The organism is Paraburkholderia xenovorans LB400, assembly GCF_000013645.1.
In the GTDB taxonomy this organism is placed as follows: domain Bacteria; phylum Pseudomonadota; class Gammaproteobacteria; order Burkholderiales; family Burkholderiaceae; genus Paraburkholderia; species Paraburkholderia xenovorans.
Genome location: NC_007951.1, coordinates 4620104 through 4645328, shown reverse-complemented (window position 1 = coordinate 4645328; position 25225 = coordinate 4620104). Strand labels below are relative to the sequence as shown.

The window sequence follows — 25225 nt, the reverse complement described above, 5'->3', positions numbered from 1 at the left end:
GCCGTTCGGCCATGACCGGAACCGTTATCCGGGGCGCCAGTCCGACGCTGACGTGTGCCGCAAACTGCTCGCGGAACACGCTGCCATAGGTGCCTTTGCATGCTATGATGTATGTACAAACGTCAATACAGGTGGCGCGTGCAGTTCGAGTGGGACGAAGCCAAAAATCAAATCAATATCCGCAAACACGGCATCGACTTTCAGGATGCCATCGACGTGTTCAATCATCCCGTACTTACGGCACTAGACACGCGGGAAGATTACGGCGAGGACCGGTGGATCGCATTGGGCTGGATGGCGGCTGTCGTGGGCGTGGTGGTGTACGTGGAGCGCAGTGCGGATGTGATCCGGATCATTTCGGCCCGCAAGGCAACCAGGCACGAACTCGGACATTACAAGCAGCGCATCTGGAATTGACGGAAGGGTGGCAATCGAGGCAAGCGAGCAGAGGTGAAATGATGGGCAAAACATCGGGAACGGATTGGAAGCGACTCGCCAGAACGGACGATGCGCAAATCGATAAGAGCGACGTACCTGAGTTGGGCGACGAGTTTTTTGAGCGCGCCGAACTGCATGTTCCTCCAAAGCAGGCCGTGACAATGCGTCTGGATGCGGACGTGTTGAACTGGTTCAAGGAGCAAGGTCAAGGCTATCAGACGCGGATCAACAAATTGTTGCGCGCCTATATGCTGGCACATCAGCGCCGGCGTCCTTGAGTCGTGTCCCTGGTCGCGGCCTTAATCGCGTGGCCCTGATCGCGCGCCCTTGAGCCGTCGCGAAAAAGCTGTGTGCCGCTATCAGCAGAGGCGAGCGACGCTGCGCAGTGGTGTCGGGCCTCAACGCAGCGTGTCGCATTCAATGGGCGCCGTCGTGCAGTGCCTTGGCCACTTCGTCAACCACCGGCACCCAATCCCCTAACACCGCCTGCCGGAACAGCCTCATTCCTGGATACCACGGCGAGTCGCTGCGCGCTTCCAGCCAGCGCCAGTCGGAATTGGCGGGCAACAGTAACCATACTGGCTTGCCCAACGCCCCCGCCAGATGCGCAACGCCGGTGTCCACCGCGATCACCAGATCGAGATTCATGATCAACGCCGCCGTGTCTTCGAAATCGTTCAGCCCGGCGGTGAAATCGTGTGCGCTGAAAGCCGGCGGCGCAGCGGCCAGTTGCGCATGCGCCGGGCCTTTTTGCAGCGCGTACCAGGCCACGTTCTTTAAGCCGCGGAGCGCGCTCAGGTCGGACAGCGGGATCGACCGGTAACGGTCGTTGCCGAATGTCGGGCTGCCGGCCCAGACGAGCCCCACCTTGCGCGCCGATTTGTCGGCCGCGCCGAGCCGCTTGCGCCATGCCTTGATCTTTGCCTTGTCGGCGGACAGATAGGGCACGTCCGCGGGAATGGTGGAAAGCTCCAGGCCGAGGCAGGATGGGATGCTCATCATCGGCACCCAGAAATCGTATTCGCCATCGGGCTTGCCGCTATACGCGCGACGCACACCCGCCACGCGTTCGACCAAAGGCAACAGCGGTTCGCGCACGCAGAGGTCGACGGTTGCGCCGCGTTGGGCGAGCACGCTTGCAAAGCGCAGAAACTGGAAGTGGTCGCCAAAACCCTGCTCGCCGACCAGCAGCAGACGGCGCCCTTCGAGCGGCTCGCCACGCCACTCCGGCACGCCCGGCACCGCGATCGCTTCGTAGTCGGTCTTGCGCCAGCGCAGCGCGAATTCCGCCCAGCCCTGTTTGTAGTCGCCGCGCTTGAGCAACAGCCACGCCAGATTCTGATGGGCGTCCGCATGGTGCGGGTCGAGCGCGAGCGCCTGGCGATAGAAGCCTTCTTCTTCGTCGAGGCGCCCTTGCGCACCGAGCGATCCGCCCAGACACACGAGATGAGTCGGAACCGGTTTGAGCGCGACCGCGCGCCGGTAGTGCGATTCGGCGCCCGCATAGTCGCCGAGCTTGCCGATCAGGCTGCCCAGGTTGACGTGCGCCTCCGCGTAATCCGCACGCAGTGCCACGGCCTGCTCGAAGCTGGCGATCGCCGCGCCGTGGTCGCCGCGCGCCTGGTAGGTATTACCCGCGCTGAAGTGCGCCTCCGCCGAGGCGGGATCGAGCGACAGAACATGGCGATAGCACGCCAGCGCTTCGTCGAAACGCGCGAGCTTGTTCAGCGCCGTGCCCAGGTTCAGATGCGCGTCGAGCAGCATGGGGTTGGAAGCCAGCGCCAGGCGGTAGTGTTCGACCGCTTCCGGCAACGCGCCTTGCGCTTGTAACGCGGCGCCGAAGTTGTTGTGCGCGTCGGCGAAATCGGGCTGGAGTTGCAGTGCCTGGTCGTAGCAGATCATTGCTTCGTCGAGATGGCCGAGCGCGGCGGCCACGAGCCCGCGGTTGCTCCAGCAGGCGGCATCGTGACGATCGAGTTTGAGCGCGCGGCTCATCAGGCTGGCGGCGATGTCGTGAGCGCCGCGCTGATAATGCAGCACGCCGAAGTAGTGCAGTGCGCCCGTATGGGCGCTGTCGAGCGTGAGCGCCTCGCGGTAAAACGATTCGGCGGCGTCGAGCCGACCGGCCTGGTGCGCTTCGAGCGCGGCGTCGATCAATGCGGTGAGATAGGCGGTGTGCGGCGGGGCGGCGTGCGTGCGCTCAGGCTGGGATTGATGTTCCATGGAAACCTGCGGGAGAGCGTCGGCGGTGCGCGCAGCGCGTACCGGCGCGTGTGGATGGGAGACGATTCAGCATCGTAGGCTCGCCATCCAATTCCCGACGATCGGACGCTTCCTAATTCGGTGGCGTCCCTGTCGTGCAGTGTGTCCGTTTCACTAACGTATCGCAGAGAGATCCTGCGATACGTCAGCGTTTATCGATTGCGAAAGTAAGAGTCCTACAGGAACATCAGGAAATTCAACAGGAAGATGTTCACGACCAGCAAGGTGAGCGCCGTCGGTATCTGCACTTTGATCACCGCATTCTTGTCGGGCAATTCCAGCAGTGCGGCCGGCACCATGTTGAAGTTCGCGGCCATCGGCGTCATCAGCGTGCCGCAGTAGCCGCTGAACATGCCGATCGCGACCATCACCGCCGGATTGCCGTGAAACACGCCTACCAGAATCGGTACGCCGACACCGCCCGTCATCACCGGGAATGCGGCGAAGCCATTGCCCATCACCATCGTGAAGAGCGCCATGCCGATGCAGTACACGGCCACCGCGATGAAGCGATAGTCGAGGCTGATATAAGCCGTGGTCACGTGCGCGACGGCCTTGCCGACGCCGGCGTCCGAGAACACGAGCCCGAGCATGCCGAGCATCTGCGGCAGGACCGCGGCCCACGACAAGGCATCGACCAGCCGGCGCGCTTCCTTCATGGACTGGCCGACGGTGTCGCGCGTCATCACGCAGGCAATCGCGAGCGCGATCACGCAGCCGATGCCGAATCCGATCAGCGTGACATTGGCCTTCTCGATCAACGGCATGCCGCCGAACACCAGATGACTCGCCGAGAGCGTGATGATCACGGTGACGACCGGAATCGTCAGCGCGGGCACGAACAGCTTGTTGCGAAGGCGCGCGGCGCTCGCCATGCGCGCTTCGAGCGACAGCACTTTCGGCTTGCCCGCGGTCACGCCGCCAAAGCCCGCGATCAGCGCCATCACGATGACGAGCACGCCGACCACCGAAAGCGGCAGCTTGTCGCCGATCAGGAAGATCAGTGCGTAGAGAATCCAGAAACCGCCCGCGGTGAAACGGCGCGGATGATCCCTGTCCGTGACGATCATGCCGCCGACGACGAGCAGCACCACGCCCAGCAGCCAGAACAGATAGGTGATCGTGAGCGTCATGCTTTGTCTCCTGCGGCGGTTTGCGTCGACGAAACAGCGGGGCTGCCCGCCACGGCGTTGCCCCGCAGCTCGCGTTCGAGTTTGCGATCGAGCAGATACAGGCGGAAGCCGTGAACGATGAACGCGCAGATAGCGGTCGGAATGCCCCACACCGCCACGTGAATCGGCTCGACGATGATCCCCGCTTCCTTCAGGAAGGTGGTCATCAGCACGATCGCGCCGAACGCGACGAAGATGTCCTCGCCGAAGAACAGGCCCACGTTGTCGGTCGCCGCGGAGAAGGCGCGCAATTTGAAACGCACCGCGTCGCTGATCTTGCCGAAGCGCGTTTCGGTCGCGCCTTCGGCCATCGGCGCGATCAGCGGACGCACCATCTGCGGATGGCCGCCGAGTCCGGTCAGGCCGACCGCCGCGGTCAGTTCCCGCACCAGCAGATAGACGATCAGGAGACGCCCGGCGGTCGCGGCCTTGATGCCGCCGATCCACGCTTGCGCCCGTTCACGCAGGCCATGCCGTTCGAGCAGACCGATGACGGCAAGCGGCAGCAGAATGATCAACGGGATATTGCGCGTCTTGATGAAGCCCGTGCCGATCTCGGCAAGAATCTTTTCAGGCGGGAAGTGCGCGGCGAGGCCGGTGATAATCGCGGCGACCGCCACGATCAGCATCGGATTGAACCGCAATAAAAAGCCGACGATGATGACGGCCACGCCAATGAGCGGCCATAGACTGACTGTTGTCTGCATCTGGATCTCCAAACAGGGTTTCAACCTTGCCGCTTGTGGCGGCTAACGTGGGACGGCTCCCGAGGGTCCGGGCGCCGTCTTGTTGCCACGGCTCTTGATGGCCGCGTCTGCTTCGAACTACACCTGCACCTGCTGATCGACTGCGGGTACTGCAATGCGTCCTGCACCTGGTCAACGCCCCGCGTCAGGCGGGGCGTTGACCAGGTGCGCAGGGGTTGAATCGCGCTGTCCGGCTCGTGCCCGGATGAATGCGTCCGGCTTGTGCCGGGGCCGGCGCTCAGGCGCGGGCGGCGCCGGCCGCGTGGACTTCGATGCCGGCGTCCTGGAGCGCGCCGCGGATGCGCCGCGCGAACGCCAGCGCATGCGGGCCGTCGCCATGCAGGCAGATGGTCTGTGCGTTCAGCGGCACCCATTGACCGTCCACGGCCTGTACGCGCTGCTCGCGAATCATCGAGAGCGTGCGCGCCAGCACCTTGTCTTCGTCGTCGAGCAGCGCGCCGGGTTCTTTGCGCGGCACCAGCGAGCCGTCCGCGCGATAGCCGCGATCAGCGAAAACTTCTTCGACGGCGATGAGACCCACGTTGCGCGCCGCCGTCACGAGTCCACTGTTGGCCAGCGCGAACACCGCCACCGACGGGTCGAAATCGTGCACCGCCGAAACGATCGCGTCGGCGATCCTGCTGTCGCGCGCGGCCTGGTTATAGAGCGCACCGTGCGGCTTGACGTGCGCGACGCGGCCGCCCTCGGCCTGGGCGATCGCGGACAGCGCGCCGAGTTGATACAGCACGCCCGCGTAGATGTCGTTGGCCGGCAGATCCATTTCCTTGCGGCCGAAATTTTCCGGATCGTTGAAGCTCGGATGCGCGCCGATCGACACGCCTTTCTGCACCGCCCAGCGCACGCAGTCGCGCATCGCATTGGCGCCGCCCGCATGCCAGCCGCACGCAATATTCGCCGAGCTGACCAGATCGAGCAGCGCCTCGTCGGACCCGCAGCCTTCGCCCAGATCGGCGTTCAAATCGATTTCCATGATGTTCCTCTGCCTCAGTATCACAGCGCCGCGACGGCCGACTGGCGCGCGCAGCGTTCTTCATGCATCGCGATCGCAGCGTCGATCTGCCGCAAATACGTGCGTTCTTCGAGTAGAGCCTGGCGCGCCTCGTAGAGCGTCGTCGGGATAAAGCGGACGGATGCGTTCAGGCGCACCTGCGCGAGCTTCCAGAGGTCGGCCTGGATCACCGCGCCGATCTTCGGGTAGCCGCCGGTGGTCTGCGCGTCGCTCATCAGCACGATCGGCTGGCCGTTCGGCGGCACCTGAATCGTGCCGGGCAAGACCGCGTGCGACAGCAGATCGGTTTTGCGGGTGCGTTTGAGACCGGCGCCCGCAAGGCGGTAGCCCATGCGGTTGCTGTTCGGCGTGACGAGCCATTCGTCGGACCAGAACGATTCGTGGGCTTCGTCGGTGAAGCTCTCGTATTCCGGTCCGCGCAGCACACGGATCGGCACCGCCCACGGCACGCCCGACGGATGGCGGCCACGCCGCAGCGGCTCGTGAACCAGCACGAACTTGCACCAGGCGGGCGCCTTCACGCCGAACTCCGGCGCCTCGGGCGCAAAGCCGGCATGGCCGCGTTGCGGCGGCGCGCCGACCGGCAAACGGTCGCCGTCGCGCAGCGCGCGGCCGCCGAGTCCGCCGAAATGGCCGGCGAGATCGGTGCTGCGCGAGCCGAGCATCGGCAGGACGTCGACGCCGCCCGCCACGCACACATAACCGCGCATGCCGCGTTTGGCTGCGTTCAGCACCAGTTCCTGGCCCGCCTGTACCGGCAGGCTCCACCACGAGTAGACCGGCTTGCCGTCGAGCGTCGCGCCGAATTCGGTGCCGGTGATCGCCACCCGCGTGGCGCGTAGAAAGCGCAGCACGGTCGGACCGAAGGTGATTTCGAGTCCCGCCGCATCGGGGCGGTTGCCGACCAGCCGGTTGCCCACTTCGAGCGACAGACGATCGAGCGCGCCGCCCATTGCGACCCCCAGATGCCGATAGCCGTGGCGGCCGAGATCCTGAATGGTGGTCAGCAGACCCGCGCGAATCACATCGATCATGCGTGTATCCCCGCGATGGTGAAGCGCACCAGGTCGCCCGGCTGCAGCAGCGTGGGCGGCCGGCGCGCCGGGTCGAACAGCGGCAACTCGGTGCGGCCGATCAACTGCCAGCCGCCGGGCGAGGTGGCCGGATAGATGCCGGTCTGCTCGCCGCCGATGCCGACGGATCCGGCCGGCACTTCGAGCCGCGGCGACGCGCGGCGCGGCGTGTGCAGCGCGGCTTCGAGTCCGCCCATATAGGCGAAGCCCGGCTGGAAGCCGAGGAAGAACACCACGTAGTCGCCCTTCGAATGACGTTCGACGACCTCGCGCACGCTCAAGCCCGTGTGATTGGCGACCTCGTGCAGATCAGGGCCGAACTCGCCGCCGTACTGCACCGGAATCTCGACTTCGCGGCCTGGCGCGGGCGCGTCGCTCACCGCATTCCAGGCCGCCTGCAGGTGACTCACCAGGGCGTCGCGGTCGGCTTCGAGCGGGTCGAAAACGAGGGTGAGGTTGTTCATGCCCGGCACCACTTCCAGCACATGCGGCCATTCGCGCGCGGCTTCGGCGGCCGCCCACACCCGACGCTGGCATTCCAGCGTGGCGGGCGGCGGCGCTTCGCAGACTAGCGCGGTATCGCCGAGCGGAAAGATTCTTGGTTGGCTCATGGGTTAACAGCCCAGGTCGAGTGGGAGGATTCGGGCACGGCGCACCCTTTGACCGGTTATCGGCATCGGGCAGGCGACGATTGAAGCGTACATTATCAATAAAATATCAACAATTTATCAATAAGCGTTTTTGCCAGGCTCCCCTGGATCGGGCGCTCGTCGTACACTCCCGACACCTTCCCCAATTGCCTCTCGAGAATCCTCGCCATGTCGCGCCATCCCACCAAGATCGTCTCCTCGGAACATCTCGTGTCCGAGACCAGCGCGGAACTGTCAGAACTCGAGTACGCGCTCATCATGGCAGGCAACGCATTCAACCGATGGATGGTGCGCTGCATGTCGGCGGCCGGCGACAAGGACATGACCGCCATCGAGGTCTCGCTGCTGCATCACGTCAGCCACCGCGAGCGCCGCAAGAAGCTGGCGGACATCTGCTTCGTGCTGAACATCGAAGACACGCACGTCGCCACGTACGCGTTGAAGAAGCTCGTAGCTAGAGGGTATGTAAAAAGCGAAAAGACCGGCAAGGAAGTGTTCTTCTCCGCGACCGAGGCCGGCCGCGAACTCTGTCTGAAATATCGCGAGGTGCGCGAGAGCTGTCTGATTTCGACGCTCAAGGAAAGCGGCCTGACCAACGAGCAGATCGGCGAAGCGGCGCAACTGATGCGCAACGCGTCCGGTCTCTACGACACGGCCGCGCGGGCGGCCGCGTCGTTATAACGCAGCGCGGTTTGCGCGGTTTGCGCGGCGGCGGGGCGGCCGCTTGTGCCGCGCTCACCCAACGTTTAATCCACCGGGCGCGGATAAAGCGCCGCCTCGGTGACGATCAGGTCGAGCGGAATGTCGTGGGCTTCGCGCTCCAATGCGGGCGTGCGGCACGCTTCGTACGCGATACCCACGGTGATGGGCTTTGTCGCGCCCGGCCACGCTGCCAGCGTGCGATCGTAATAGCCACCGCCGTAACCGAGCCGGTAGCCGTTGGCGTCGAAACCGACGCACGGCACGAACAGCAGTTCGGGAATCACGATCCGCCCGGAAGCCGGCACGGTGATCCTGTGATGACCGATCTTCATCGGCGTATCGGGCGCCCACGCATGAAATTCGAGCGGCACGCCGCGCTCCTTGACCACCGGCAAACTCGCTTCACGCTGCGTGTTCGCCGCAAGCCAGATCGAGATCGCGGCGCGGGCGTCGAATTCGCCGGCGAGCGGCCAGTAGAATCCCACGCTGTTCACGCCGTACTGCTTCAACGCATCGAGCAGGTGCCGTGCGAGCGCGGTGTTGCGCGCGGGCTCGGAAGCCGCTTGCAGCCTTGCTTCCAATAGCATTTTACGCAGCGCCTTTTTCGATTCCGCGGCAGGGTTGCATGCTATGCTTGGGTTCAATTCGCGCTCCAGAAACAACGATGTCAAAACGCCTTTACCGAGTATATCGCGCGGCCGGTCTGGCGCTTGCCGCCGCGGCGCTCGTCGCGTGCAGCACGGCCTCCGCCGTCAAGCCCCTTCCTCTTTCGCAACTCACGAACGACGACCAGATCTTCGTTCAACTGCGCGAGGCCGCCCGCAGTAACGACGCGGCGCGCGCCGCGCAGTTGGCCAGCATGATCCCGAGCTATCCGGCGCCTTCGTATCTGGAGTACTTCCAGATCAAGCCGCAACTGTTCGATTCCGGCGGGCACGCGCGGGTCGACGCGCCGGACGCACCGGTGCTGAGCTTCCTGCAGAAGTACGACGGCCAGGCGATCGCCGACCGCCTGCGCAACGACTACCTCACGGTGCTCGGCGCTCGTCATGACTGGCGCAATTTCGATCAGCAATACGCCCGTTTCGTGCTGAACGACGACACGCAGGTGAAGTGCTACGCGCTCGAATCGCGCGCCTCGCGCGGCGAGAACGTGGCCGACGCGGCTCGCGCGCTGCTCGTCGATCCGAAATGGTACGGCGACGGCTGCGTGGATCTGATCAACGCGCTCGCCATCAACCAGCAGTTCAGCTCCGCCGACGTGTGGCAACAGATCCGCCTCGCCTACGAACAGAACTACACCAACACGGGCGCGAAGCTCGTCGACGCGCTCAGCAACCAGCCGCCCGACCCGGTGCTGTTCAATCAGGCCACCACCACGCCGCCGTTGCTGCTCGCGCGTGGCGTCGGACCGGATACGCAGTCGCATCAACTCGCGTTGCTGGCCATCACGCGCATGGCGCGCAACGACCCGGCTATGGCCGCGGCCACGTTCGCCTCGGTGGCGCCGTCGCTGAGTTCGCCGGAGCGCGCCATCGGCTGGGGCACGATTGCGTATCAGGCAGCGGCCAGGCAGATGCCGGGCGCGGTGGACTGGTATCGCCTGTCGGTGAACGCGCCGCTGTCGAATCCCGCGTATGAATGGCGCACCCGCACCGCCTTGCTCGCGGGCGACTGGACGATGGTGCGCTGGTCGATCGAACAGATGCCGGCGGCGCTGCGCAATCAGCCGTCGTGGGTGTATTGGCACGCTCGCGCGCTCAAGCAGGCCGGCGAAACGACCACCGCCACCCAGGAATTCGAATCGATTTCGCGGGGCTACAACTTCTACGGCCAACTGGCCGCGGAAGAACTGGGCCAGAAGATCACGGTCCCGCCGAAAACCACGGTGAGCGACGCCGAAGTGCAACAGGCCGGCAATACGCCCGGCTTCGATCTGGCGCAGCGCTTCTATGCGCTGAATCTGCGGCTCGAAGGCAATCGCGAATGGAACTGGCCGCTGCGCAACATGAGCGACCGGCAACTGCTCGCCGCCGCCGAATACGCACGCCGTATCCAGCTGTATGACCGCACTGTCAACACGGCGGATCGCACGAAGACCGAGCACGATTTCTCGCTGCGTTATCTGTCGCCGTTCAAGGATATCGTCGAGCGCGATTCGCAGTCGAACGGGCTCGACGTGGAATGGGCCTATGGCCTGATTCGCCAGGAGTCGCGCTTCATCATGAATGCGCGCTCCGAGGTCGGCGCGAGCGGTTTGATGCAGTTGATGCCGGGCACCGCGCAACTGGTCGCCAAGAAAATCGGCCTGGGTCCAATCTCGCGCGAACAGATGAACGACATCAACACCAACATCCTGCTCGGCACGAACTATCTGTCGATGATCTACAATCAGTTCGACGGGTCCGCCGTGCTGGCCACCGCGGGCTATAACGCAGGGCCCGGCCGTCCGCGCAGCTGGCGGCAATCCTTGCAGCGTCCGGTGGAAGGCGCGATCTTCGCCGAGGCGATTCCGTTCCAGGAAACGCGCGACTACGTTAAGAATGTGTTGTCCAACACGGTCTATTACGCGGCATTGTTCGAAGGCCGTCCGCAATCGCTGAAGGCGCGTCTGGGTTACATCGCACCGTAAGCGCGCCGTGCCGCCGCCGTCCCGTTCCGGGCGGCGGCGCGCCACGCCAGCCGTTGCCGCGGCTTCCACCAGGGAGTCGAAAATGCGACACAAAGCCATTGCGATCATCGGCGGTTCCGGTTTTATCGGCAGCCATCTCGTCAATGCCCTCGTCGAAGCGGGCAAAGATGTGCGCATCGCCACCCGGCGGCGCTACAACGCCCGCCATCTCACCCTCCTGCCCATCGACGTGATCGAAGCGGACGTGTTCGATCCGGTTCAACTCGCGCGCTTTGTCGAGGGCGCCGATTGCGTGATCAATCTCGTGGCCACGCTGCACGGCAAACGCGGCACGCCATATGGTCCGGAGTTCGCGCGAATGCACGTGGAGTTGCCGACGAAAATCGTGGCCGCGTGCGAAGGCAAGGGCGTGCACCGGCTGCTGCATGTCAGCGCGCTGGGTGCCGACCCGAACGGCCCGAGCATGTATACGCGCTCGAAGGGCGACGGCGAGAAGGCCGTGCACGCGGCCAATCTCGCATGGACGATTTTCCGGCCGTCGGTGGTGTTCGGCCCGGAAGATCAATTCCTCAACAAGTTCGCATTCCTGCAACGGATGTTTCCGGTGATTCCGCTCGCCATGCCGGATGCGAAATTCCAGCCGGTGTATGTGGGCGATGTGGCGAAGGCGATCGTCAACGTGCTCGATCTCGATGCCGCCGGCGGCCGCACCTATGAACTGGGCGGTCCGACGGTCTATGCGCTCGAAGATCTCGTCAAGTATTGCGGCGACGTGATCGGCAAGCATGCGCGCATCATCCGTTTGCCGGAGGCGTTCGCACGCCTGCAGGCGTTGACTTTCGAAATGGCGCCCGGCGAGCCGGTGATCTCGCGCGACAATCTCGATTCGATGAAAGTCGACAACGTGCTGAGCGGACCGCTTGCGCCTGAACTCGGCATCGAGCCGGCCAGCATCGAAACGATCGCGCCGATCTATCTGACCGGCGCGTCGACACGTTCGCGTTTCGATACGTTTCGCGCGAGTGCGGGGCGCTGATTTTTTTCTTCTCATTTCTTATTCAAAGCATGAAGCTGCTTATAGGCGACAAGAATTACTCGTCATGGTCGATGCGTCCGTGGCTGCTGTTCAAACATTTCGACATTCCGTTCGAGGAGGTGCTGATCCATCTGAATCAGCCGGACACCAATTCGAAAGTGCTCGCGCTCGCGCCGTCGGGTCCGGGCAAGATCCCGTGTCTGATCGGCGACGACGGTCAACCCACGTGGGATTCGCTGGCGATTGCCGAAACACTGGCTGAGCGTTTCCCTCAACATGCGCTGTGGCCGCGCGATGCGGCGGCGCGTAGCCACGCGCGCAGTGTGAGCGCGGAAATGCACTCGGGTTTCGGCGCGTTGCGCTCGAACATGTGGATGAACATTCGCGCGTCGTTCCCCGGCAAGAACGCCACGCCAGGCGCGCTGGCGGACATCGCGCGGATCGAGGCGATCTGGCGCGACTGTCTGGACACTTATGGCGGCCCGTTTCTGTTCGGCGAATTCAGCATTGCCGATGCGATGTACGCGCCGGTCGTGATGCGCTTCCGGACCTGGCAGCCGGCGCTCTCGGACGTGTCTGGAGCTTACGTGCAGCGCGTGACGGAACTGCCGGCGGTGCAAGCGTGGATCGACGACGCGCTGAGCGAAACGTATGCGATCGCTTATCAAGACGTATGCCCATGAACATCTATGCAGTAGGCGGCGCGATCCGCGACGAGTTACTGGGCGTACCGGTGCAGGATCGTGATTACGTGGTTGTCGGCGCCACGCCGGAGCAGATGGTGGCGCAAGGCTACCGTCCGGTGGGCAAGGATTTTCCGGTGTTCCTGCATCCGCAGACTCATGAGGAGTACGCGCTCGCCCGCACTGAGCGCAAGACGGCGGCCGGCTATCACGGTTTCCAGTTTTTCTATGCGCCGGATGTCACGCTGGAAGAAGACCTCGCGCGCCGCGATCTGACCATCAACGCCATGGCGCGCGAAGTGCGTCCGGACGGCGAGTTGACCGGCCCGGTGATCGACCCGTTCAACGGCCAGGGTGATTTGCAGGCGCGCCTGTTTCGCCACGTCAGTGACGCGTTTCTCGAAGACCCCGTGCGGATTTTACGGATCGCCCGGTTTGCGGCCCGTTTTGTGGACTTCACCGTCGCGCCGGAGACACTGGCGCTCATGCGCAAGATGGTGGCCGACGGCGAAGTGGACGCGCTGGTGGCCGAACGCGTGTGGCAGGAAGTGTCGCGTGGTCTGATGGAAAGGAAGCCGTCGCGCATGTTCGGCGTGCTGCGCGAGTGCGGTGCGCTGGCGCGGATTCTGCCGGAAATCGACGCGCTGTTCGGCGTGCCGCAGCGCGCCGACTATCACCCCGAAGTGGACACCGGCGTGCACGTGATGATGGTGGTCGATCATGCCGCGCAGCAGGGTTATACATTGCCGGTCCGGTTTGCGGCGCTGACGCATGACCTCGGCAAGGCGACCACACCCGAAGACGTGCTGCCGCGGCATATCGGCCACGAAGGGCGCAGCGTGGATCTGCTGAAGCCCCTATGCGAGCGGCTCCGGGTGCCGAATGATTGCCGCGATCTCGCGCTGCTGGTTGCGCGCGAGCACGGCAACATTCATCGCGTGATGGAAATGGGTGCTGCTGCGCTGGTGAGGCTGATCGAGCGCTGCGATGCGATCCGCAAACCTGCGCGCTTTGCTGAAGCCTTGCAGGCTTGTGAAGCCGACGCGCGTGGGCGGCTGGGGTTCGAGATGCGGGACTATCCGCAGGCCGAGCGGTTGAGGGTGGCGCTCGTCGCGGCGCGCGGCGTGGACGCCGGCGCCGTGGCCAAACGGCTCGCCGACGCGCCGGCCGGCATCAAGGACGCCGTGCATCAGGAGCGGGTCCGGGCTGTCGAAGCAGTGCTCGGCTAAGACCTTCAGGTTGCGGGAGCGGCGGCGAGCGTGGAGTCCACGCCATTGCCGCCGCCGCCAAAGGCAGCCGAACCTAGAGCAGTCTGGCCACAAGCGACAACACCATCGACAACACCAGCGTCGACATGAACGGAAACGGGTACTCGCGCCCAAAGAGGCGCAAGGTTACGTCGCCCGGCATGCGGCCGATGCCGATTTTTCTGAGCCACGGCCAGCACGACGACAACACCGCCACGGCGATAAACGTAGTCAACAGCCAGCGGATCATCGTCGGTTCCTGATGCGGAAATTCACAGCGTATGCGACCGGTCGCCGCTCGTGAACGCTTGCAGCGTGTCGTCCAGGCCGCGCGAGAAGGCAATCACCTTGAACAGTTCACCCATCTCCGCTTCCGACAACAGCTTCTGCACCGCATTCGCCGCGGGCAGATACTGTTTGGGGTCCGCGGGATCGATCTCGGCCAGCGCCTCGGTGATTCCCGCATTGAGCAGAAACCGCGCTTGCGACGTAAAGCCCAGCAGATCCGCGCCCGTCTCGACGCCGGCTTCGGCGATGCCGGTGAATTCAACGTGTGCGGTGATGTCCTGCAAGCCGGGGTAGAGGAACGGATCGACGTGCGCACGGTGCCGGTAATGGCACATCAACGTGCCTTGCGCGCGCTGCGCGTGGTAATACTCGTGACGCGGAAAACCGTAATCGATGAAAAAGGCCGCGCCGCGTACGAGCATCGTGCAGATGGTGCGCGTAAATGCGCGGGCGGCTTCGTGCGTCTCCGTCACGTAGTCTTCGCCGGCTGTTTCGATTTCCGACAGCAGCGCGAGGTCCGCCGCGGCGGACACGGGCTGGCCGTCGAACGCGAACGCCTCGTCGCGCCATACCACGCCGCGCTCGTGCCAGGCGCCGCCGGTGAAAGCAAACAGCCGCACTGGCATGGCGTCCAGCACCTCGTTGCCGATCACCACACCTTCGAACCGCTCCGGCAACGCGTCCAGCCAGCGCACTTTGGCGGCGAGCGCCGGCACCGCGGCTCCGATCGTCTCGCTTTGGCGCTCGCGGAGTTCGCCTGACAGATCCACGATCGAGTAGCTGTCGAATTCCGCACCCGACGCGTCGAGCGCATGCAGCAGGCCGGCCGCGAGTTTGCCGGTGCCGGCACCGAATTCCATCACGTTGCGCGTGCCGCTCGCCTGCAAGGCTTCCGCAATCGGGCGCGCCAGCGTCGCGGCGAACAGCGGCGACAGTTCCGGCGCGGTGACGAAGTCGCTGCCGTCGTCGCCGCGCAGACCGAATTTGCGGGCGCCGCCGCTGTAATAACCCAGCCCCGGCGCATACAGCGCACGTTCCATGTAGCGGTCAAACGGCAGCCAGCCGCCGGCGGCTTCGAGCTCCGCACGGATCTGCGCGACCAGCGCTTCGGACTGCGCCAGCGCGCTCGGGCCGGGAGCAGGTAAACTGTCGGGTTGGTGAGCTTTCGGATTCATCCCCGCATTGTAAATGACCGCCTCTCTGGACACCGCCGCCGCCCGCGCGCCTGACACGCCGCGTGTCGTGCTGATTACCGGCGCCGCCCGCCGTATCGGGCGCTCGCTCGCGCTCGGTTTTGCCGCGCGTGGCTGGGACGTGGCCGTTCATTACGGCGCCTCGGGGGCGCAAGCCGACGAACTGGTCGCTGAAATCACCGCTCTGGGTCGCCGGGCGGTCGCGCTGCACGCCGAATTGGCCGACGAGGCGCAAGTCCAACGGCTTTTGCCGGCGTGTATCGAGGCCTTGGGCCTGCCGTCGTGTATCGTCAACAATGCGTCGCGCTTCGAGGAGGACACGGCGTGCACCGTCGGTTACGAGCTGCTGCTGAAGCTGACCGCGATGAATCTCGGCGCGCCGCTGGTGCTGGCGCGCGGCCTGTACGAGTTGACGCCGGAGGCCGCGCGCACCGACGAAAGCCTGCGCAGCGTGGTGATCAACGTGCTGGACCAGAAGCTGTACAACATGAACCCGGACTACCTGTCGTACACGCTCACCAAGGCGGCGTTGCAGACAGCCACGGTTGCGCTCGCCCAGGCGCTGGCGCCGAAAGTGCGCGTGGTCGGGCTCGCGCCCGGTTTGACGATGCAATCCGGCGATCAGACGCCGGAGGGTTTTGAAGCCGCTCACCGTACTACGCCTTTGGGCCGCGCGTCGCGGGCCGAGGATATTGTCGCCGCCGCGCTGTATCTCGCGGACGCAGCGGGCGTGACCGGAACGACGCTGGTGGTCGACGGCGGGCAGCACCTCGTGCCGCTGCCGCGCGACGTTATGTTTTTGACGGGCGCTTAAAGCGTGCGGCCAGCCGCCACGCTGGCGGCCGCCGTCGTTTGACGCGCCCCTTTGCGTGCTCCGCACGCTTTTTTCGACTGGAACGAACATGTTTGCCGCTCTTTCGCATCCCCGGCTCGCCGATTGCCGCCGGCTTTTTCTGCGCAATTACGAAGTGCACATCAACATTGGCGTGCACGACTTCGAAAAGCGCGGCGAACAGCGCGTCGTGATCAACGTCGAACTGTTCGTGCCGCTCGCGCTGTCCACGCCGGTCCACGACAAGCTGAACGAAGTGGTCGACTACGACTTCATGCGCTCCACCATCTCGCGCCGCGTCGAGCAAGGCCATATCCACCTGCAGGAAACGCTCTGCGACGATCTCGTCAAGACCATGCTCGAACATCCGCAAGTGCGGGCGGCGCGTGTGTCGACGGAAAAGCCGGACGTTTATCCCGACTGCGACGCGGTGGGCGTCGAGGTCTTCCGTATCAAGGAGGATTGAGCCATGAATGCTCCGGAAATCCTGAACGGCGCCACTGCCGCCGCGCCCGCCGGTACAGGCGAGGCGACGCCAGTCCACGCGCGCGCCAGATCGCCGCTCACGCGCCGCGAACAGAAGGAAGCGTACGAGAACAACAAGCTGTTCAAGCGGCTCGCGCGCCAGGTCGGCGAGGCGATCGTCGACTTCAACATGATCGAGGACGGCGACAAGGTGATGGTCTGCCTGTCCGGCGGCAAGGACAGCTATGCGATGCTCGAAATCCTGATGCGGCTGCGCGAGCGCGCGCCGATCAACTTCGACATCGTCGCCGTCAATCTCGACCAGAAGCAGCCGGGCTTTCCCGAGCACGTGCTGCCCGAGTACCTGAAGCAGCTCGACATTCCGTTTCACATCGAGAATCAGGATACGTACAGCATCGTCAAGCGGCTGGTGCCGGAAGGCAAGACCACCTGCTCGCTGTGCTCGCGGCTGCGGCGCGGCATTCTGTACCGCGTGGCGGGTGAACTGGGCGCGACCAAGATCGCGCTCGGCCATCATCGCGACGACATTCTGCAAACGCTGCTGCTGAACATGTTCTACGGCGGCAAGCTGAAGGGCATGCCGCCCAAGCTGCAATCCGACGACGGCAAGAATATCGTGATCCGCCCGCTTGCCTACGTGAAGGAAACCGATCTGGAGAAGTACGCCGAGCTGCGCGAATTCCCGATCATTCCGTGCAACCTGTGCGGCAGCCAGCCGAATCTCAAGCGCGCGGAAATGAAGGCACTGGTCCGCGACTGGGAGAAACGCTTCCCGGGCCGCATTGAAAATATGTTCAATGCGTTGGCGAATGTCGTGCCCTCGCATTTGATGGATCACAAGCTGTTTCCATTCGCTGGCCTGCGGGCGACCGGCGAGGCCGATCCGCAAGGCGATATTGCATTCGACGAAGAGCCGTGTTCGACCGACAGCGGTAATAGCACGACGCTTGACGGAGCGAAATCGATTGCAATCGTCCAGTTTGACGATCTTTGACCAAAACGCCCGTGGCACGGGCGTCTCCGCGCATTCCAGTTTGCAACGAGGCCGCTCAAGCGGCCTTTTCTGCTAGAGGGTGCGTGTTAGAATCGTCGGCTCCAAACTCGTCTATTTGCGGTGCCATGAACATTGTGATTTTGGCGGCAGGCACCGGCAAGCGCATGCGGTCCGCGCTTCCCAAAGTGCTGCATCCCCTGGCCGGTCGGCCGCTCCTCGCTCACGTCATCGACACGGCTCGCACGCTCAAGCCCACGCATCTCGTGGTAGTGATCGGCCACGGCGCCGAAGCCGTGCGCAAAGCCGTGGCGGCGCCGGACGTGCAGTTCGCCGTGCAGGAGCAGCAGCTCGGCACGGGCCACGCGGTGCAGCAGGCGTTGCCGCTGCTCGATCCGTCCGCGCCCACGCTGGTGCTTTACGGCGACGTGCCGCTTACGCGTGCCGGCACGCTGCAGGCGTTGACCGATCGCGCGGGGCAGGGCGGCTACGGCGTGCTCACCGTCACGCTGGCTGATCCGAGCGGTTACGGGCGCATCGTGCGCGATGCGCATGGCAAGGTGGCGCGCATCGTCGAGCAGAAAGACGCTACGCCCGAGCAGCTCGCGATCGCCGAGATCAACACCGGCATCATCGTCGCGCCGACCGAACGTCTGGGCGACTGGCTCGCCGCGCTGAAGAACGACAATGCGCAAGGCGAGTTCTATCTGACCGACGCGGTGGAAATGGCGATCGAGGCTGGCCTCGAAGTCGTCACCACGCAACCGGACCACGAATGGGAAACGCTCGGCGTGAACAGCAAGCAGCAGCTTGCCGAACTGGAGCGGATTCATCAGCGCAACGTGGCTGACGCGTTGCTGGTCGCGGGCGTGACACTCGCCGATCCGGCGCGTCTGGACGTGCGCGGCACGCTCGAATGCGGCCGCGATGTCTCGATCGACGTGAACTGCGTATTCGAAGGCCGTGTCACGCTGGCCGACAACGTCACCGTCGGGCCGAACTGCGTGATCCGCAATGCGAACATCGGCGCCGGTACGCGCGTCGACGCGTTCACCCATATCGAAGGCGCCGAGGTCGGCGCGAATGTCGTGCTCGGACCGTATGCGCGCTTGCGCCCCGGTGCTTCGCTGCACGACGAGTCGCATGTCGGCAACTTCGTCGAGGTGAAGAACGCGGTGCTCGGTCACGGTTCGAAGGCGAATCACCTCACGTATATCGGCGACGCGGATATCGGCGCGCGGGTGAACATCGGCGCGGGCACCATCACCTGCAATTACGATGGCGCGAACAAATTCCGCACGATTATCGAAGACGACGTGTTCGTCGGTTCGGACACGCAACTGGTCGCGCCGGTGCGTGTGAAGCGCGGCGCCACGATCGCGGCGGGCACCACGGTCTGGAAGGACGTCGAAGCTGATGCACTGGTCCTGAACGACAAGACGCAAACTAGCAGAACGGGCTACGTGCGCCCGACCAAAAAGAAGAGCTGATGGGTACGACGCGCGCCCGAGGCGCGCTCCTTGAAACCCGGCACTAGCACTGAAAAAGGAATGATCCATGTGTGGCATTGTCGGCGCGGTAGCGCAACGTAATATCGTCCCCGTCCTGATCGAAGGACTGCGTCGCCTCGAGTATCGCGGCTACGATTCGTGCGGCGTGGCCGTGCTCGGCAGCGACGGTCCGCGCCGTGCGCGCAGCGTCGCGCGTGTGGCCGATCTCGACGAGCAGGTGCGCGAGAGCCATCTTGAAGGCATCACGGGTATCGCGCATACGCGCTGGGCCACGCACGGCGCGCCGGTCACGGACAACGCCCACCCGATCTTCTCGAAAGACGCACTCGCGTTGGTACACAACGGCATCATCGAGAACTACGAGACGCTGCGCGACATGCTGCGCGGCAAGGGTTACACGTTTGTTTCGCAGACCGACACAGAGGTTATCGCGCATCTGATTCACAGCCTGTATCACGGCGATCTGTTCGCGGCGGTGCGCGAAGCGGTCGGGCAACTGCACGGCGCGTATGCGATCGCCGTGTTGCATAAAGACCAGCCGCATACGGTGGTCGGCGCGCGGCAGGGTTCGCCGCTGGTGGTCGGGCTCGGCGAGGGCGAGAACTTCCTTGCCTCGGACGCGTTGGCGCTCGCGGGCAGCACCGAACGGTTCATCTTCCTCGAAGAAGGCGACGTCTGCGAACTGACGCTCGAGGGCGTGCGCATCGCCGATCGCGACGGCTACGAGGCGCAGCGCGAAGTGCGCCAGGTGGCGGCGTATGGCGGCGCGGTCGAACTCGGCCCGTATCGTCACTTCATGCAGAAGGAAATCTTCGAACAGCCGCGCGCGATCACGGACACGATTCCGCAAGCGGATTCGTTCGACCCGTCGTTATTCGGCGAGGGCGCGGGCAAGGTGTTCGCGGAGATCGACAGCCTGCTGATTCTGGCGTGCGGCACGAGCTATTACTCGGGGCTGACCGCGAAATACTGGCTCGAATCGATCGCGAAGATTCCCACGCAGGTGGAAATTGCCAGCGAGTATCGTTACCGCGAGTCGGTGCCGAATCCGAAGTCGCTGGTCGTCGTGATCTCCCAATCGGGCGAAACGGCGGACACGCTGGCGGCGCTCAAGCATGCACAGGAGCTCGGTCACAAGCATACGCTGGCAATCTGCAACGTCGGTACGAGCGCGATGGTGCGCCAGACCGAGCTGGCGTTCCTGACGCACGCGGGCCGCGAGATCGGTGTGGCATCGACCAAGGCGTTCACGACGCAGCTGGTTGGGCTGTTCGTGTTGGCGGCAACGCTGGGCAAGTTGCGCGGGCGTGTGAGCGAAGAGCAGGAAGGGGAGTATCTGAAGCAACTGCGTCACTTGCCGGCGGCATTGAATAGCGTGCTGGCGCTGGAGCCGCAGATCATTGCGTGGTCGGAAGAGTTTTCGCGCAAGGAGCATGCGCTGTTTCTCGGGCGCGGCTTGCATTATCCGATCGCACTCGAGGGCGCGCTCAAGCTCAAGGAGATCTCGTATATCCACGCCGAGGCTTATCCGGCCGGCGAGTTGAAGCATGGGCCGCTCGCGCTCGTGACCGAAGCCATGCCGGTGGTGACGGTGGCGCCGAACGACGCGCTGCTGGAAAAGCTGAAGTCGAATATTCAGGAAGTGCGCGCGCGCGGCGGTCAGCTGTATGTGTTCGCCGACGCGGATACGAAGATCGTCAACGACGAAGGTTTGCATGTGATCCGGATGCCGGAGCATTACGGCCTGTTGTCGCCGATCTTGCATGTGGTGCCGCTGCAGTTGCTGGCGTATCACACGGCGTGTGCGCGCGGTACGGATGTGGATAAGCCGCGGAATCTGGCGAAGTCTGTGACGGTGGAGTGAGGGGGGCTTAACGCCACCATGCTGTCCCGCCCAAATAGAAAGCTTCCGGAAGTAGTGGTCGGAAGCTTTTTGCGAGGGGGGCTCAACCCCTCGCTCAGCCTTTGTGGATAAGGCCGAAAGGCTTCTTCGTTTGCCTGTCGCTTGTTGCAATTCGATGACTGAGTCCCACCCTCTCGAAAAATCCATTTTTTCGTGCCTGAGTGTCATTGAATTGAAAGGTTATGGTGTGCGCTCCCGTTCGAATGAAAGCAGCCTCGAACGCGCATCCATAATTAGTTCCACATCGAATTCGAAGCCAAAACAGCCAATCACATGACCATTTTGGAAACGAACGAGAGGCTGGCCGAGACCTATAGCGAAGCTTGTTACTTCTTGCGTCTGGACCAAGCCGCGCGCGCGGACTCTGACTGATTCAAGGGCTTTCTGGCCTATCCCAGCGTGCGGAGCTTTTTCAAGCAGTCCGTCTTCGGCAAAGGAACTGTGCTGAAGGTGGCTGCAGTTTCCCAAATCGCGCACGCGTACGTGGCCTGCTTCGAACGCGAGCCTTCCGAGCCACTGCCCACAACTGCTGCAGTTCGCGGGCTGATGAAGAAAGCTGCCGCCTTTGAGTCCGAGCTTTCGGCTGAAAGCTCGTCTTGGGTGCCGTCGGAATTGGAGAAGAGCTTTCGCGGTCCGTTGAAGAACCTTCGGGACGCTGCATCGACGGTCGAACGTCGGTCGGCGGGGCGTCCGGCATTCAGCGAGCGGCGCATCTTCATATTGCATCTTGCTCGCGCGCTCTACGGAATGTGCGACGACTTTCCGGGCAGGTTCATTGCCACGGTCGCTGCTCGGGTATGGGAAGACACGGACGACCGTACTGTCCGGAAAATATTGACCGACGACGAGCGGGACGCCATCAAACGGCACGCCGAGAAGAACCGCCGCCAAGTTGCTGAAAGCGAAAACGCTGCGCACTTGCTGCTGAACCGCGCCAGCATCCCGCCGAAGGCGCCCCCTCAGACTCGGGAGCCGCAGACGACCAGCGAGATATTTGAAATGATGCTGGCGCTCGCGAAGCGTATTCCGGACGAGACCACATCAATCTCGGCCGTCAATTTCATGCACATGCTTCGCCATGAAGCCGAAATAGAGCCGGACTTTCCACAGGAATGAGGCGGCCGAAATAGGCGTCAAAATCTGCCCTATTTCGGCCGGATGATTTTCCGGTCAAATTGCGGGGTATTTCGGTAGCGGTGTTTCGAGGCGGGAGGCGAACAATACGCATTGTCTCAACTACTACTGCTTCGAATGCACAATTTCCTGTCCTTCAGCCCCATCATCGACAACTGGCCGGATAACACCGCCGCGCACCAGCGTGCACGCCTGCTTGAGGCAATGAGGGTTCGCGGAGGGGTAACGACGCTCGAGGCGATGCGGTTTCTCGACATCGTCGACCCGCGAGCGCGGATTGTTGAGCTGCGCAAGGAGGGATACCGTATTAACACCTCTTACGTGCACCAGTTGTCCGAGTGCGGGCGGCCGCACGCCGTTGGCCTGTATACCCTCATAGGCAACATAGAGGGCGCCGCAATCACCACGTTCTCGACGATGCCCCGCGACGCGTCCAGCCTGCAGATGAGGCTCGCACTTTGAAGGACCTCGTAGGGCTGCTGCGCATGTGAACCGGTCGGCGGCACTCCCTCGAGTGCCGCAGCGTCGGAATCAGGTTTCGGAGCCGGCCATGCTGCGCTTACCATACGGCCCGACTTCTCGTTGCGGTCCCAATCGCTTCGACGTTTCGACAGCAAGCTGGGCGATACTTGGCAATGAAGAGACATCAAGGCACGTAGTTCTTTCCTCCGTTGTTGATAAAATCTGGCGATTGAAGCGTGCTGCAGAACAGTCTGCTTTGTGGCGAGCAGTCCGCAGAGTTCTGCGCAATCCCTAAAGAAGCGATGACGCGCTCCGTAAAGGCGTACGTAGGCGGGCCAGCTTCTCGGCCGCCGGCATAGTTCATACGATGCCCATAAAACTGGCGTTCAAAAACGAGAATCTCCGCAAGGTCTGCGAGAGCCCGCGCTCGGCGAAGCTCAAGTACGGGGAAGTCGCAGGACCGGCGATTCATCGCCGGCTAGCCGACCTGCGCGCAGCCGATTCCCCGCTCAAGTTTGTCGAATGGGGATTCGGCAAATTCGACAGGACGGCGCATGACCGGATTGCCATTCCAATCGACGGCGGTTACTGTCTGGTTGCGGAGGCCAACAATCGTCCTCCTCCTGGTCACCCGGGAGCGTTGGACTGGGGGCAAGTGACCCGCATGAAAATCTTATCTATCGAGCATGCCAATGAGAGCTGAAGCAGAATTCGCGCCCATGTGGGCGATTCCGCCAGGGCGAACCATCAGCGATTTGATGAAGTCGCGGGGCGTTGCATCGACGCACTTGGCGCGTTCGGTCGATATGTCCGATGACGATTTCGGAAGCCTCCTCGAGGGAAGACGCGCGCTCACGGTGCAAATTGCCGAGCGTCTGGAGGCAGAGCTTGGAGCATCGGCTGGTTTCTGGTTATGCAGAGAGGAGCAATATCGGGAGCAGCTCGCCCAACTGACCGATGGCGTCGACCCAGATAATGACGATTACCAGGCTTGGTTGAAAAGCCTTCCTCTGAAGCAGATGCAAGAGCTTGGTTGGGTTGAGCCGACCAATGACAAACGAGAAAAGCTCCGACGTTGCCTTGCTTTCTTTGATGTGCCAAATCTGGATGCATGGCTGCGCACGTATTCAGATGTGAAAGGCGCGGCAGCTTTTCGTACCAGCGAGACCTTTGCTGAAGACGAGGTGGCTACTGCGGCGTGGCTTCGTCTTGGCGAGCTGGAGGCTGATAAGATTAAATGCAAACCGTGGAACCCCTCTCTATTCGCGGAGCAGTTGTCTCAAATCCGCGCGCTCACGACCATACCTAACCCGTCGGAATTTTTGCCGAAGCTTCAGCGTATTTGTGCTGAAGCGGGAGTAGCTGTTGTTGTCGTGAAAGCGCCTAAGGGATGCCGGGCGAGTGGCGCCACCTTTTTCGGTGGGCCTGATAAGGCCGTGTTGCTTTTGTCTGTCCGCTATCTGAGCGATGACCAGTTTTGGTTTTCCTTCTTCCACGAGGCCGGGCATTTAGTCCTACATTGGGACGCCGATTTGCTGATTCTCGAGACTTCGGACGGCCCAATGTCTCCTCAAGAGGATGAGGCAAATAAGTTCGCGACGGAGCAACTTATTCCGCCAGGACTTCAGGCGCGTTTACCTGCTGCTTCGAGGTCGCTCAAGGGCATCATGCGGCTCGCGCGCGACGCTGGGGTGTCGTACGGCATCATCGTTGGGCAAATGCAGTTCCGTGGACTTGTCAGTCAGCGGAACTACAACAGCCTAAAAAATCGGTACAAGTGGAACGGCGATTAACCGCGAAACTGCAAGTATTCCGCAGGTTTCTTTTGCCAGTTGCAGAGCGAATCCTCAATCACCTGCATACCCACTCCCAAGGTGTTATCCAGGTCGAACGATAGCTCGTCGAGCTTCCGCTTTGAAATGGAATTGTTGTCTACCGTACCGGTGAAGAGTAGGCGCGCCCCACGAACAGGACCTGTCGCGTGCACCATGTACGCGGACGGCGGCTCAATGTCTACCAATCCGATTTTCCCTACCATTGTCAGAAAATCGAACTTGGCGGTCCGGCCAAAACGCTGCACTGCATCCATGCTTTTATACAGGTGGTCGAACAGGACTTTAGGGTCGTCTCCGACCTGCGCCTTCGCCGCCGCGATGAACTGCTCGTGTGAGTTGTTTGACGCAATCCAGTCAACGTAGCTGGTCAGCACGGCATCGAGTTGGTCGAGACTCTCGTATTTCCGATGGTTGCCGAATGGGAACTCTCGACGCTGTTGTTTGATGGCGTCGATGTGCTGCCCCAACCACACTGAAAAGTTGGGGTTTTGGTTGAAACGTTGCCATGTCCAGACGAACTTATCCTGGAACGCACCATAGACCATTCGAAGTAGCCCATAGCCTTTCGTGGCGTGCTTGCCGCAGTGAACGAACAGAAACACTAGCCAGAACGCTTCATCGACGTTGCCGTCGCGCATGTGCTGAATCGCGGCCCGCAGGGGGTCAAACATCTTGACCTCCTTCGGGTCGAGCCGCTTCGGTGAGATAGGGCGCTCTGCGATTCTCTTTACGAATTCGATGCGTGCGACGCTATCTACCATTTGCGCGACCAACGCTTCGCGCTCGGCCGCGGACGGAATCCCGGCAAGGGCTTTTCCGTTGACGCGATAGTCTCTGAGCTTCTTGTCCAGCTCTTTCGCGAGTTCCGGGTTCGCGAGCAGTGGATTCTTTGTCATGCGCTGCGGTCCTTAGTCTGGAT

General features: G+C 62.9%; 26 protein-coding genes. 16 read left to right on the top strand and 10 right to left on the bottom strand.

From position 1 onward, the window contains the following. The first annotated feature begins 111 nt into the window (after window positions 1-111). Together BXE_RS20940 and BXE_RS20935 are read left to right on the top strand one after the other, a co-directional pair. The gene (locus BXE_RS20940) at window positions 112-417 is read left to right on the top strand and encodes a BrnT family toxin (RefSeq protein WP_011490166.1); all 306 of its coding nucleotides are present in this window, start codon (window positions 112-114) and stop codon (window positions 415-417) included. Window positions 418-455: 38 nt separating this feature from the next. Beyond that, window positions 456-716 carry a BrnA antitoxin family protein gene (locus tag BXE_RS20935; RefSeq protein WP_233518758.1) on the top strand — a complete coding sequence of 87 codons (261 nt, stop codon included), beginning with the start codon at window positions 456-458 and terminating at the stop codon, window positions 714-716. 139 nt (window positions 717-855) lie between these two features. Here BXE_RS20935 and BXE_RS20930 read toward each other — a convergent pair whose 3' ends face one another. From BXE_RS20930 to pxpB, 6 genes are all read right to left on the bottom strand, one after another. Beyond that, entirely contained in the window at window positions 856-2661 is a 1806-nt protein-coding gene (locus BXE_RS20930; RefSeq protein WP_011490164.1) for a tetratricopeptide repeat protein, read from the bottom strand. A 215-nt stretch (window positions 2662-2876) separates the two neighbouring features. Continuing rightward, window positions 2877-3833 (bottom strand): DUF979 domain-containing protein, encoded by a 957-nt coding sequence (locus BXE_RS20925; protein ID WP_011490163.1) that lies wholly within the window; start codon window positions 3831-3833, stop codon window positions 2877-2879. Continuing rightward, the gene (locus BXE_RS20920; protein ID WP_011490162.1) at window positions 3830-4579 is read right to left on the bottom strand and encodes a DUF969 domain-containing protein; all 750 of its coding nucleotides are present in this window, start codon (window positions 4577-4579) and stop codon (window positions 3830-3832) included. Before BXE_RS20920 ends, BXE_RS20925 begins: the two co-directional genes overlap by 4 nt. Before the next feature lie 277 nt (window positions 4580-4856). Further along, the gene (gene pxpA, locus BXE_RS20915) at window positions 4857-5609 is read right to left on the bottom strand and encodes a 5-oxoprolinase subunit PxpA (protein WP_011490161.1); all 753 of its coding nucleotides are present in this window, start codon (window positions 5607-5609) and stop codon (window positions 4857-4859) included. Between the two features lie 20 nt (window positions 5610-5629). Next, window positions 5630-6682: a biotin-dependent carboxyltransferase family protein gene (locus BXE_RS20910; protein ID WP_011490160.1), complete on the bottom strand. Its 1053-nt coding sequence runs from the start codon at window positions 6680-6682 to the stop codon at window positions 5630-5632. Then, the gene (gene pxpB / locus BXE_RS20905; RefSeq protein WP_007179900.1) at window positions 6679-7332 is read right to left on the bottom strand and encodes a 5-oxoprolinase subunit PxpB; all 654 of its coding nucleotides are present in this window, start codon (window positions 7330-7332) and stop codon (window positions 6679-6681) included. The genes BXE_RS20910 and pxpB overlap by 4 nt, the downstream gene beginning before the upstream one ends. A 207-nt stretch (window positions 7333-7539) precedes the next feature. Here pxpB and BXE_RS20900 point away from each other — a divergent pair, with 207 nt between their 5' ends. Then, a complete protein-coding gene (locus BXE_RS20900) occupies window positions 7540-8052 on the top strand; it encodes a winged helix DNA-binding protein (protein ID WP_007179899.1) in 513 nt (170 codons plus the stop codon). A gap of 65 nt (window positions 8053-8117) precedes the next feature. On the opposite strand, the gene BXE_RS20895 is transcribed toward BXE_RS20900, so the two are convergent. Then, window positions 8118-8660: a 5-formyltetrahydrofolate cyclo-ligase gene (locus BXE_RS20895; RefSeq protein WP_011490159.1), complete on the bottom strand. Its 543-nt coding sequence runs from the start codon at window positions 8658-8660 to the stop codon at window positions 8118-8120. A 77-nt stretch (window positions 8661-8737) separates the two neighbouring features. Here BXE_RS20895 and BXE_RS20890 point away from each other — a divergent pair, with 77 nt between their 5' ends. The 4 genes from BXE_RS20890 to BXE_RS20875 all read left to right on the top strand — a co-directional run bounded on the left by BXE_RS20890 (window position 8738) and on the right by BXE_RS20875 (window position 13653). After that, window positions 8738-10705, top strand: coding sequence for a lytic transglycosylase domain-containing protein (locus BXE_RS20890; protein ID WP_011490158.1), 1968 nt, complete (start codon window positions 8738-8740; stop codon window positions 10703-10705). A gap of 82 nt (window positions 10706-10787) precedes the next feature. Then, entirely contained in the window at window positions 10788-11741 is a 954-nt protein-coding gene (locus tag BXE_RS20885) for a complex I NDUFA9 subunit family protein (protein WP_011490157.1), read from the top strand. A gap of 29 nt (window positions 11742-11770) precedes the next feature. Beyond that, window positions 11771-12424: a glutathione S-transferase family protein gene (locus BXE_RS20880; RefSeq protein ID WP_011490156.1), complete on the top strand. Its 654-nt coding sequence runs from the start codon at window positions 11771-11773 to the stop codon at window positions 12422-12424. Next, window positions 12421-13653 carry a multifunctional CCA addition/repair protein gene (locus tag BXE_RS20875; RefSeq protein WP_011490155.1) on the top strand — a complete coding sequence of 411 codons (1233 nt, stop codon included), beginning with the start codon at window positions 12421-12423 and terminating at the stop codon, window positions 13651-13653. Before BXE_RS20880 ends, BXE_RS20875 begins: the two co-directional genes overlap by 4 nt. 73 nt (window positions 13654-13726) lie before the next feature. Here BXE_RS20875 and BXE_RS20870 read toward each other — a convergent pair whose 3' ends face one another. Beyond that, entirely contained in the window at window positions 13727-13921 is a 195-nt protein-coding gene (locus tag BXE_RS20870; protein WP_011490154.1) for a DUF2905 domain-containing protein, read from the bottom strand. A 22-nt stretch (window positions 13922-13943) separates the two neighbouring features. After that, complete coding sequence (locus BXE_RS20865) at window positions 13944-15134, bottom strand: class I SAM-dependent methyltransferase (protein ID WP_011490153.1); 1191 nt, start codon at window positions 15132-15134, stop codon at window positions 13944-13946. A gap of 13 nt (window positions 15135-15147) precedes the next feature. Between BXE_RS20865 and BXE_RS20860 the strand changes: the two genes are divergently transcribed. From BXE_RS20860 to BXE_RS20820, 9 genes are all read left to right on the top strand, one after another. Beyond that, window positions 15148-15966, top strand: coding sequence for an SDR family oxidoreductase (locus BXE_RS20860; RefSeq protein ID WP_011490152.1), 819 nt, complete (start codon window positions 15148-15150; stop codon window positions 15964-15966). Between the two features lie 88 nt (window positions 15967-16054). Continuing rightward, complete coding sequence (locus BXE_RS20855) at window positions 16055-16450, top strand: dihydroneopterin aldolase (protein ID WP_007179890.1); 396 nt, start codon at window positions 16055-16057, stop codon at window positions 16448-16450. A gap of 3 nt (window positions 16451-16453) precedes the next feature. Further along, the gene (ttcA, locus tag BXE_RS20850; RefSeq protein ID WP_011490151.1) at window positions 16454-17464 is read left to right on the top strand and encodes a tRNA 2-thiocytidine(32) synthetase TtcA; all 1011 of its coding nucleotides are present in this window, start codon (window positions 16454-16456) and stop codon (window positions 17462-17464) included. 125 nt (window positions 17465-17589) lie between these two features. Then, window positions 17590-18951 (top strand): bifunctional UDP-N-acetylglucosamine diphosphorylase/glucosamine-1-phosphate N-acetyltransferase GlmU, encoded by a 1362-nt coding sequence (gene glmU / locus BXE_RS20845; protein ID WP_038457206.1) that lies wholly within the window; start codon window positions 17590-17592, stop codon window positions 18949-18951. Between the two features lie 67 nt (window positions 18952-19018). After that, entirely contained in the window at window positions 19019-20836 is a 1818-nt protein-coding gene (gene glmS / locus BXE_RS20840; protein WP_011490149.1) for a glutamine--fructose-6-phosphate transaminase (isomerizing), read from the top strand. Between the two features lie 438 nt (window positions 20837-21274). Then, window positions 21275-21991 (top strand): hypothetical protein, encoded by a 717-nt coding sequence (locus BXE_RS20835; RefSeq protein ID WP_011490148.1) that lies wholly within the window; start codon window positions 21275-21277, stop codon window positions 21989-21991. A 135-nt stretch (window positions 21992-22126) separates the two neighbouring features. Further along, window positions 22127-22471, top strand: coding sequence for a helix-turn-helix domain-containing protein (locus tag BXE_RS20830; protein ID WP_038457209.1), 345 nt, complete (start codon window positions 22127-22129; stop codon window positions 22469-22471). 367 nt (window positions 22472-22838) lie between these two features. Then, window positions 22839-23174 carry a hypothetical protein gene (locus BXE_RS20825; protein ID WP_011490146.1) on the top strand — a complete coding sequence of 112 codons (336 nt, stop codon included), beginning with the start codon at window positions 22839-22841 and terminating at the stop codon, window positions 23172-23174. Beyond that, window positions 23164-24264, top strand: coding sequence for an ImmA/IrrE family metallo-endopeptidase (locus BXE_RS20820; protein WP_148222969.1), 1101 nt, complete (start codon window positions 23164-23166; stop codon window positions 24262-24264). The genes BXE_RS20825 and BXE_RS20820 overlap by 11 nt, the downstream gene beginning before the upstream one ends. Here the strand turns inward: BXE_RS20820 and BXE_RS20815 are convergent. Then, window positions 24261-25202 carry a hypothetical protein gene (locus BXE_RS20815; RefSeq protein ID WP_011490144.1) on the bottom strand — a complete coding sequence of 314 codons (942 nt, stop codon included), beginning with the start codon at window positions 25200-25202 and terminating at the stop codon, window positions 24261-24263. The two genes, BXE_RS20820 and BXE_RS20815, sit on opposite strands and share 4 nt — an antisense overlap. Window positions 25203-25225: the final 23 nt, after the last annotated feature.

What these genes read in the sequence shown, in the direction of transcription:
- BXE_RS20940 (WP_011490166.1), top strand. Translation starts at nt 112, where the DNA reads ATGTACAAACGTCAATACAGGTGGCGCGTGCAGTTCGAGTGGGACGAA.
- BXE_RS20935 (WP_233518758.1), top strand. Translation starts at nt 456, where the DNA reads ATGATGGGCAAAACATCGGGAACGGATTGGAAGCGACTCGCCAGAACG.
- BXE_RS20930 (WP_011490164.1), bottom strand. Translation starts at nt 2,661, where the DNA reads ATGGAACATCAATCCCAGCCTGAGCGCACGCACGCCGCCCCGCCGCAC.
- BXE_RS20925 (WP_011490163.1), bottom strand. Translation starts at nt 3,833, where the DNA reads ATGACGCTCACGATCACCTATCTGTTCTGGCTGCTGGGCGTGGTGCTG.
- BXE_RS20920 (WP_011490162.1), bottom strand. Translation starts at nt 4,579, where the DNA reads ATGCAGACAACAGTCAGTCTATGGCCGCTCATTGGCGTGGCCGTCATC.
- pxpA (WP_011490161.1), bottom strand. Translation starts at nt 5,609, where the DNA reads ATGGAAATCGATTTGAACGCCGATCTGGGCGAAGGCTGCGGGTCCGAC.
- BXE_RS20910 (WP_011490160.1), bottom strand. Translation starts at nt 6,682, where the DNA reads ATGATCGATGTGATTCGCGCGGGTCTGCTGACCACCATTCAGGATCTC.
- pxpB (WP_007179900.1), bottom strand. Translation starts at nt 7,332, where the DNA reads ATGAGCCAACCAAGAATCTTTCCGCTCGGCGATACCGCGCTAGTCTGC.
- BXE_RS20900 (WP_007179899.1), top strand. Translation starts at nt 7,540, where the DNA reads ATGTCGCGCCATCCCACCAAGATCGTCTCCTCGGAACATCTCGTGTCC.
- BXE_RS20895 (WP_011490159.1), bottom strand. Translation starts at nt 8,660, where the DNA reads ATGCTATTGGAAGCAAGGCTGCAAGCGGCTTCCGAGCCCGCGCGCAAC.
- BXE_RS20890 (WP_011490158.1), top strand. Translation starts at nt 8,738, where the DNA reads ATGTCAAAACGCCTTTACCGAGTATATCGCGCGGCCGGTCTGGCGCTT.
- BXE_RS20885 (WP_011490157.1), top strand. Translation starts at nt 10,788, where the DNA reads ATGCGACACAAAGCCATTGCGATCATCGGCGGTTCCGGTTTTATCGGC.
- BXE_RS20880 (WP_011490156.1), top strand. Translation starts at nt 11,771, where the DNA reads ATGAAGCTGCTTATAGGCGACAAGAATTACTCGTCATGGTCGATGCGT.
- BXE_RS20875 (WP_011490155.1), top strand. Translation starts at nt 12,421, where the DNA reads ATGAACATCTATGCAGTAGGCGGCGCGATCCGCGACGAGTTACTGGGC.
- BXE_RS20870 (WP_011490154.1), bottom strand. Translation starts at nt 13,921, where the DNA reads ATGATCCGCTGGCTGTTGACTACGTTTATCGCCGTGGCGGTGTTGTCG.
- BXE_RS20865 (WP_011490153.1), bottom strand. Translation starts at nt 15,134, where the DNA reads ATGAATCCGAAAGCTCACCAACCCGACAGTTTACCTGCTCCCGGCCCG.
- BXE_RS20860 (WP_011490152.1), top strand. Translation starts at nt 15,148, where the DNA reads ATGACCGCCTCTCTGGACACCGCCGCCGCCCGCGCGCCTGACACGCCG.
- BXE_RS20855 (WP_007179890.1), top strand. Translation starts at nt 16,055, where the DNA reads ATGTTTGCCGCTCTTTCGCATCCCCGGCTCGCCGATTGCCGCCGGCTT.
- ttcA (WP_011490151.1), top strand. Translation starts at nt 16,454, where the DNA reads ATGAATGCTCCGGAAATCCTGAACGGCGCCACTGCCGCCGCGCCCGCC.
- glmU (WP_038457206.1), top strand. Translation starts at nt 17,590, where the DNA reads ATGAACATTGTGATTTTGGCGGCAGGCACCGGCAAGCGCATGCGGTCC.
- glmS (WP_011490149.1), top strand. Translation starts at nt 19,019, where the DNA reads ATGTGTGGCATTGTCGGCGCGGTAGCGCAACGTAATATCGTCCCCGTC.
- BXE_RS20830 (WP_038457209.1), top strand. Translation starts at nt 22,127, where the DNA reads ATGCACAATTTCCTGTCCTTCAGCCCCATCATCGACAACTGGCCGGAT.
- BXE_RS20825 (WP_011490146.1), top strand. Translation starts at nt 22,839, where the DNA reads ATGCCCATAAAACTGGCGTTCAAAAACGAGAATCTCCGCAAGGTCTGC.
- BXE_RS20820 (WP_148222969.1), top strand. Translation starts at nt 23,164, where the DNA reads ATGAGAGCTGAAGCAGAATTCGCGCCCATGTGGGCGATTCCGCCAGGG.
- BXE_RS20815 (WP_011490144.1), bottom strand. Translation starts at nt 25,202, where the DNA reads ATGACAAAGAATCCACTGCTCGCGAACCCGGAACTCGCGAAAGAGCTG.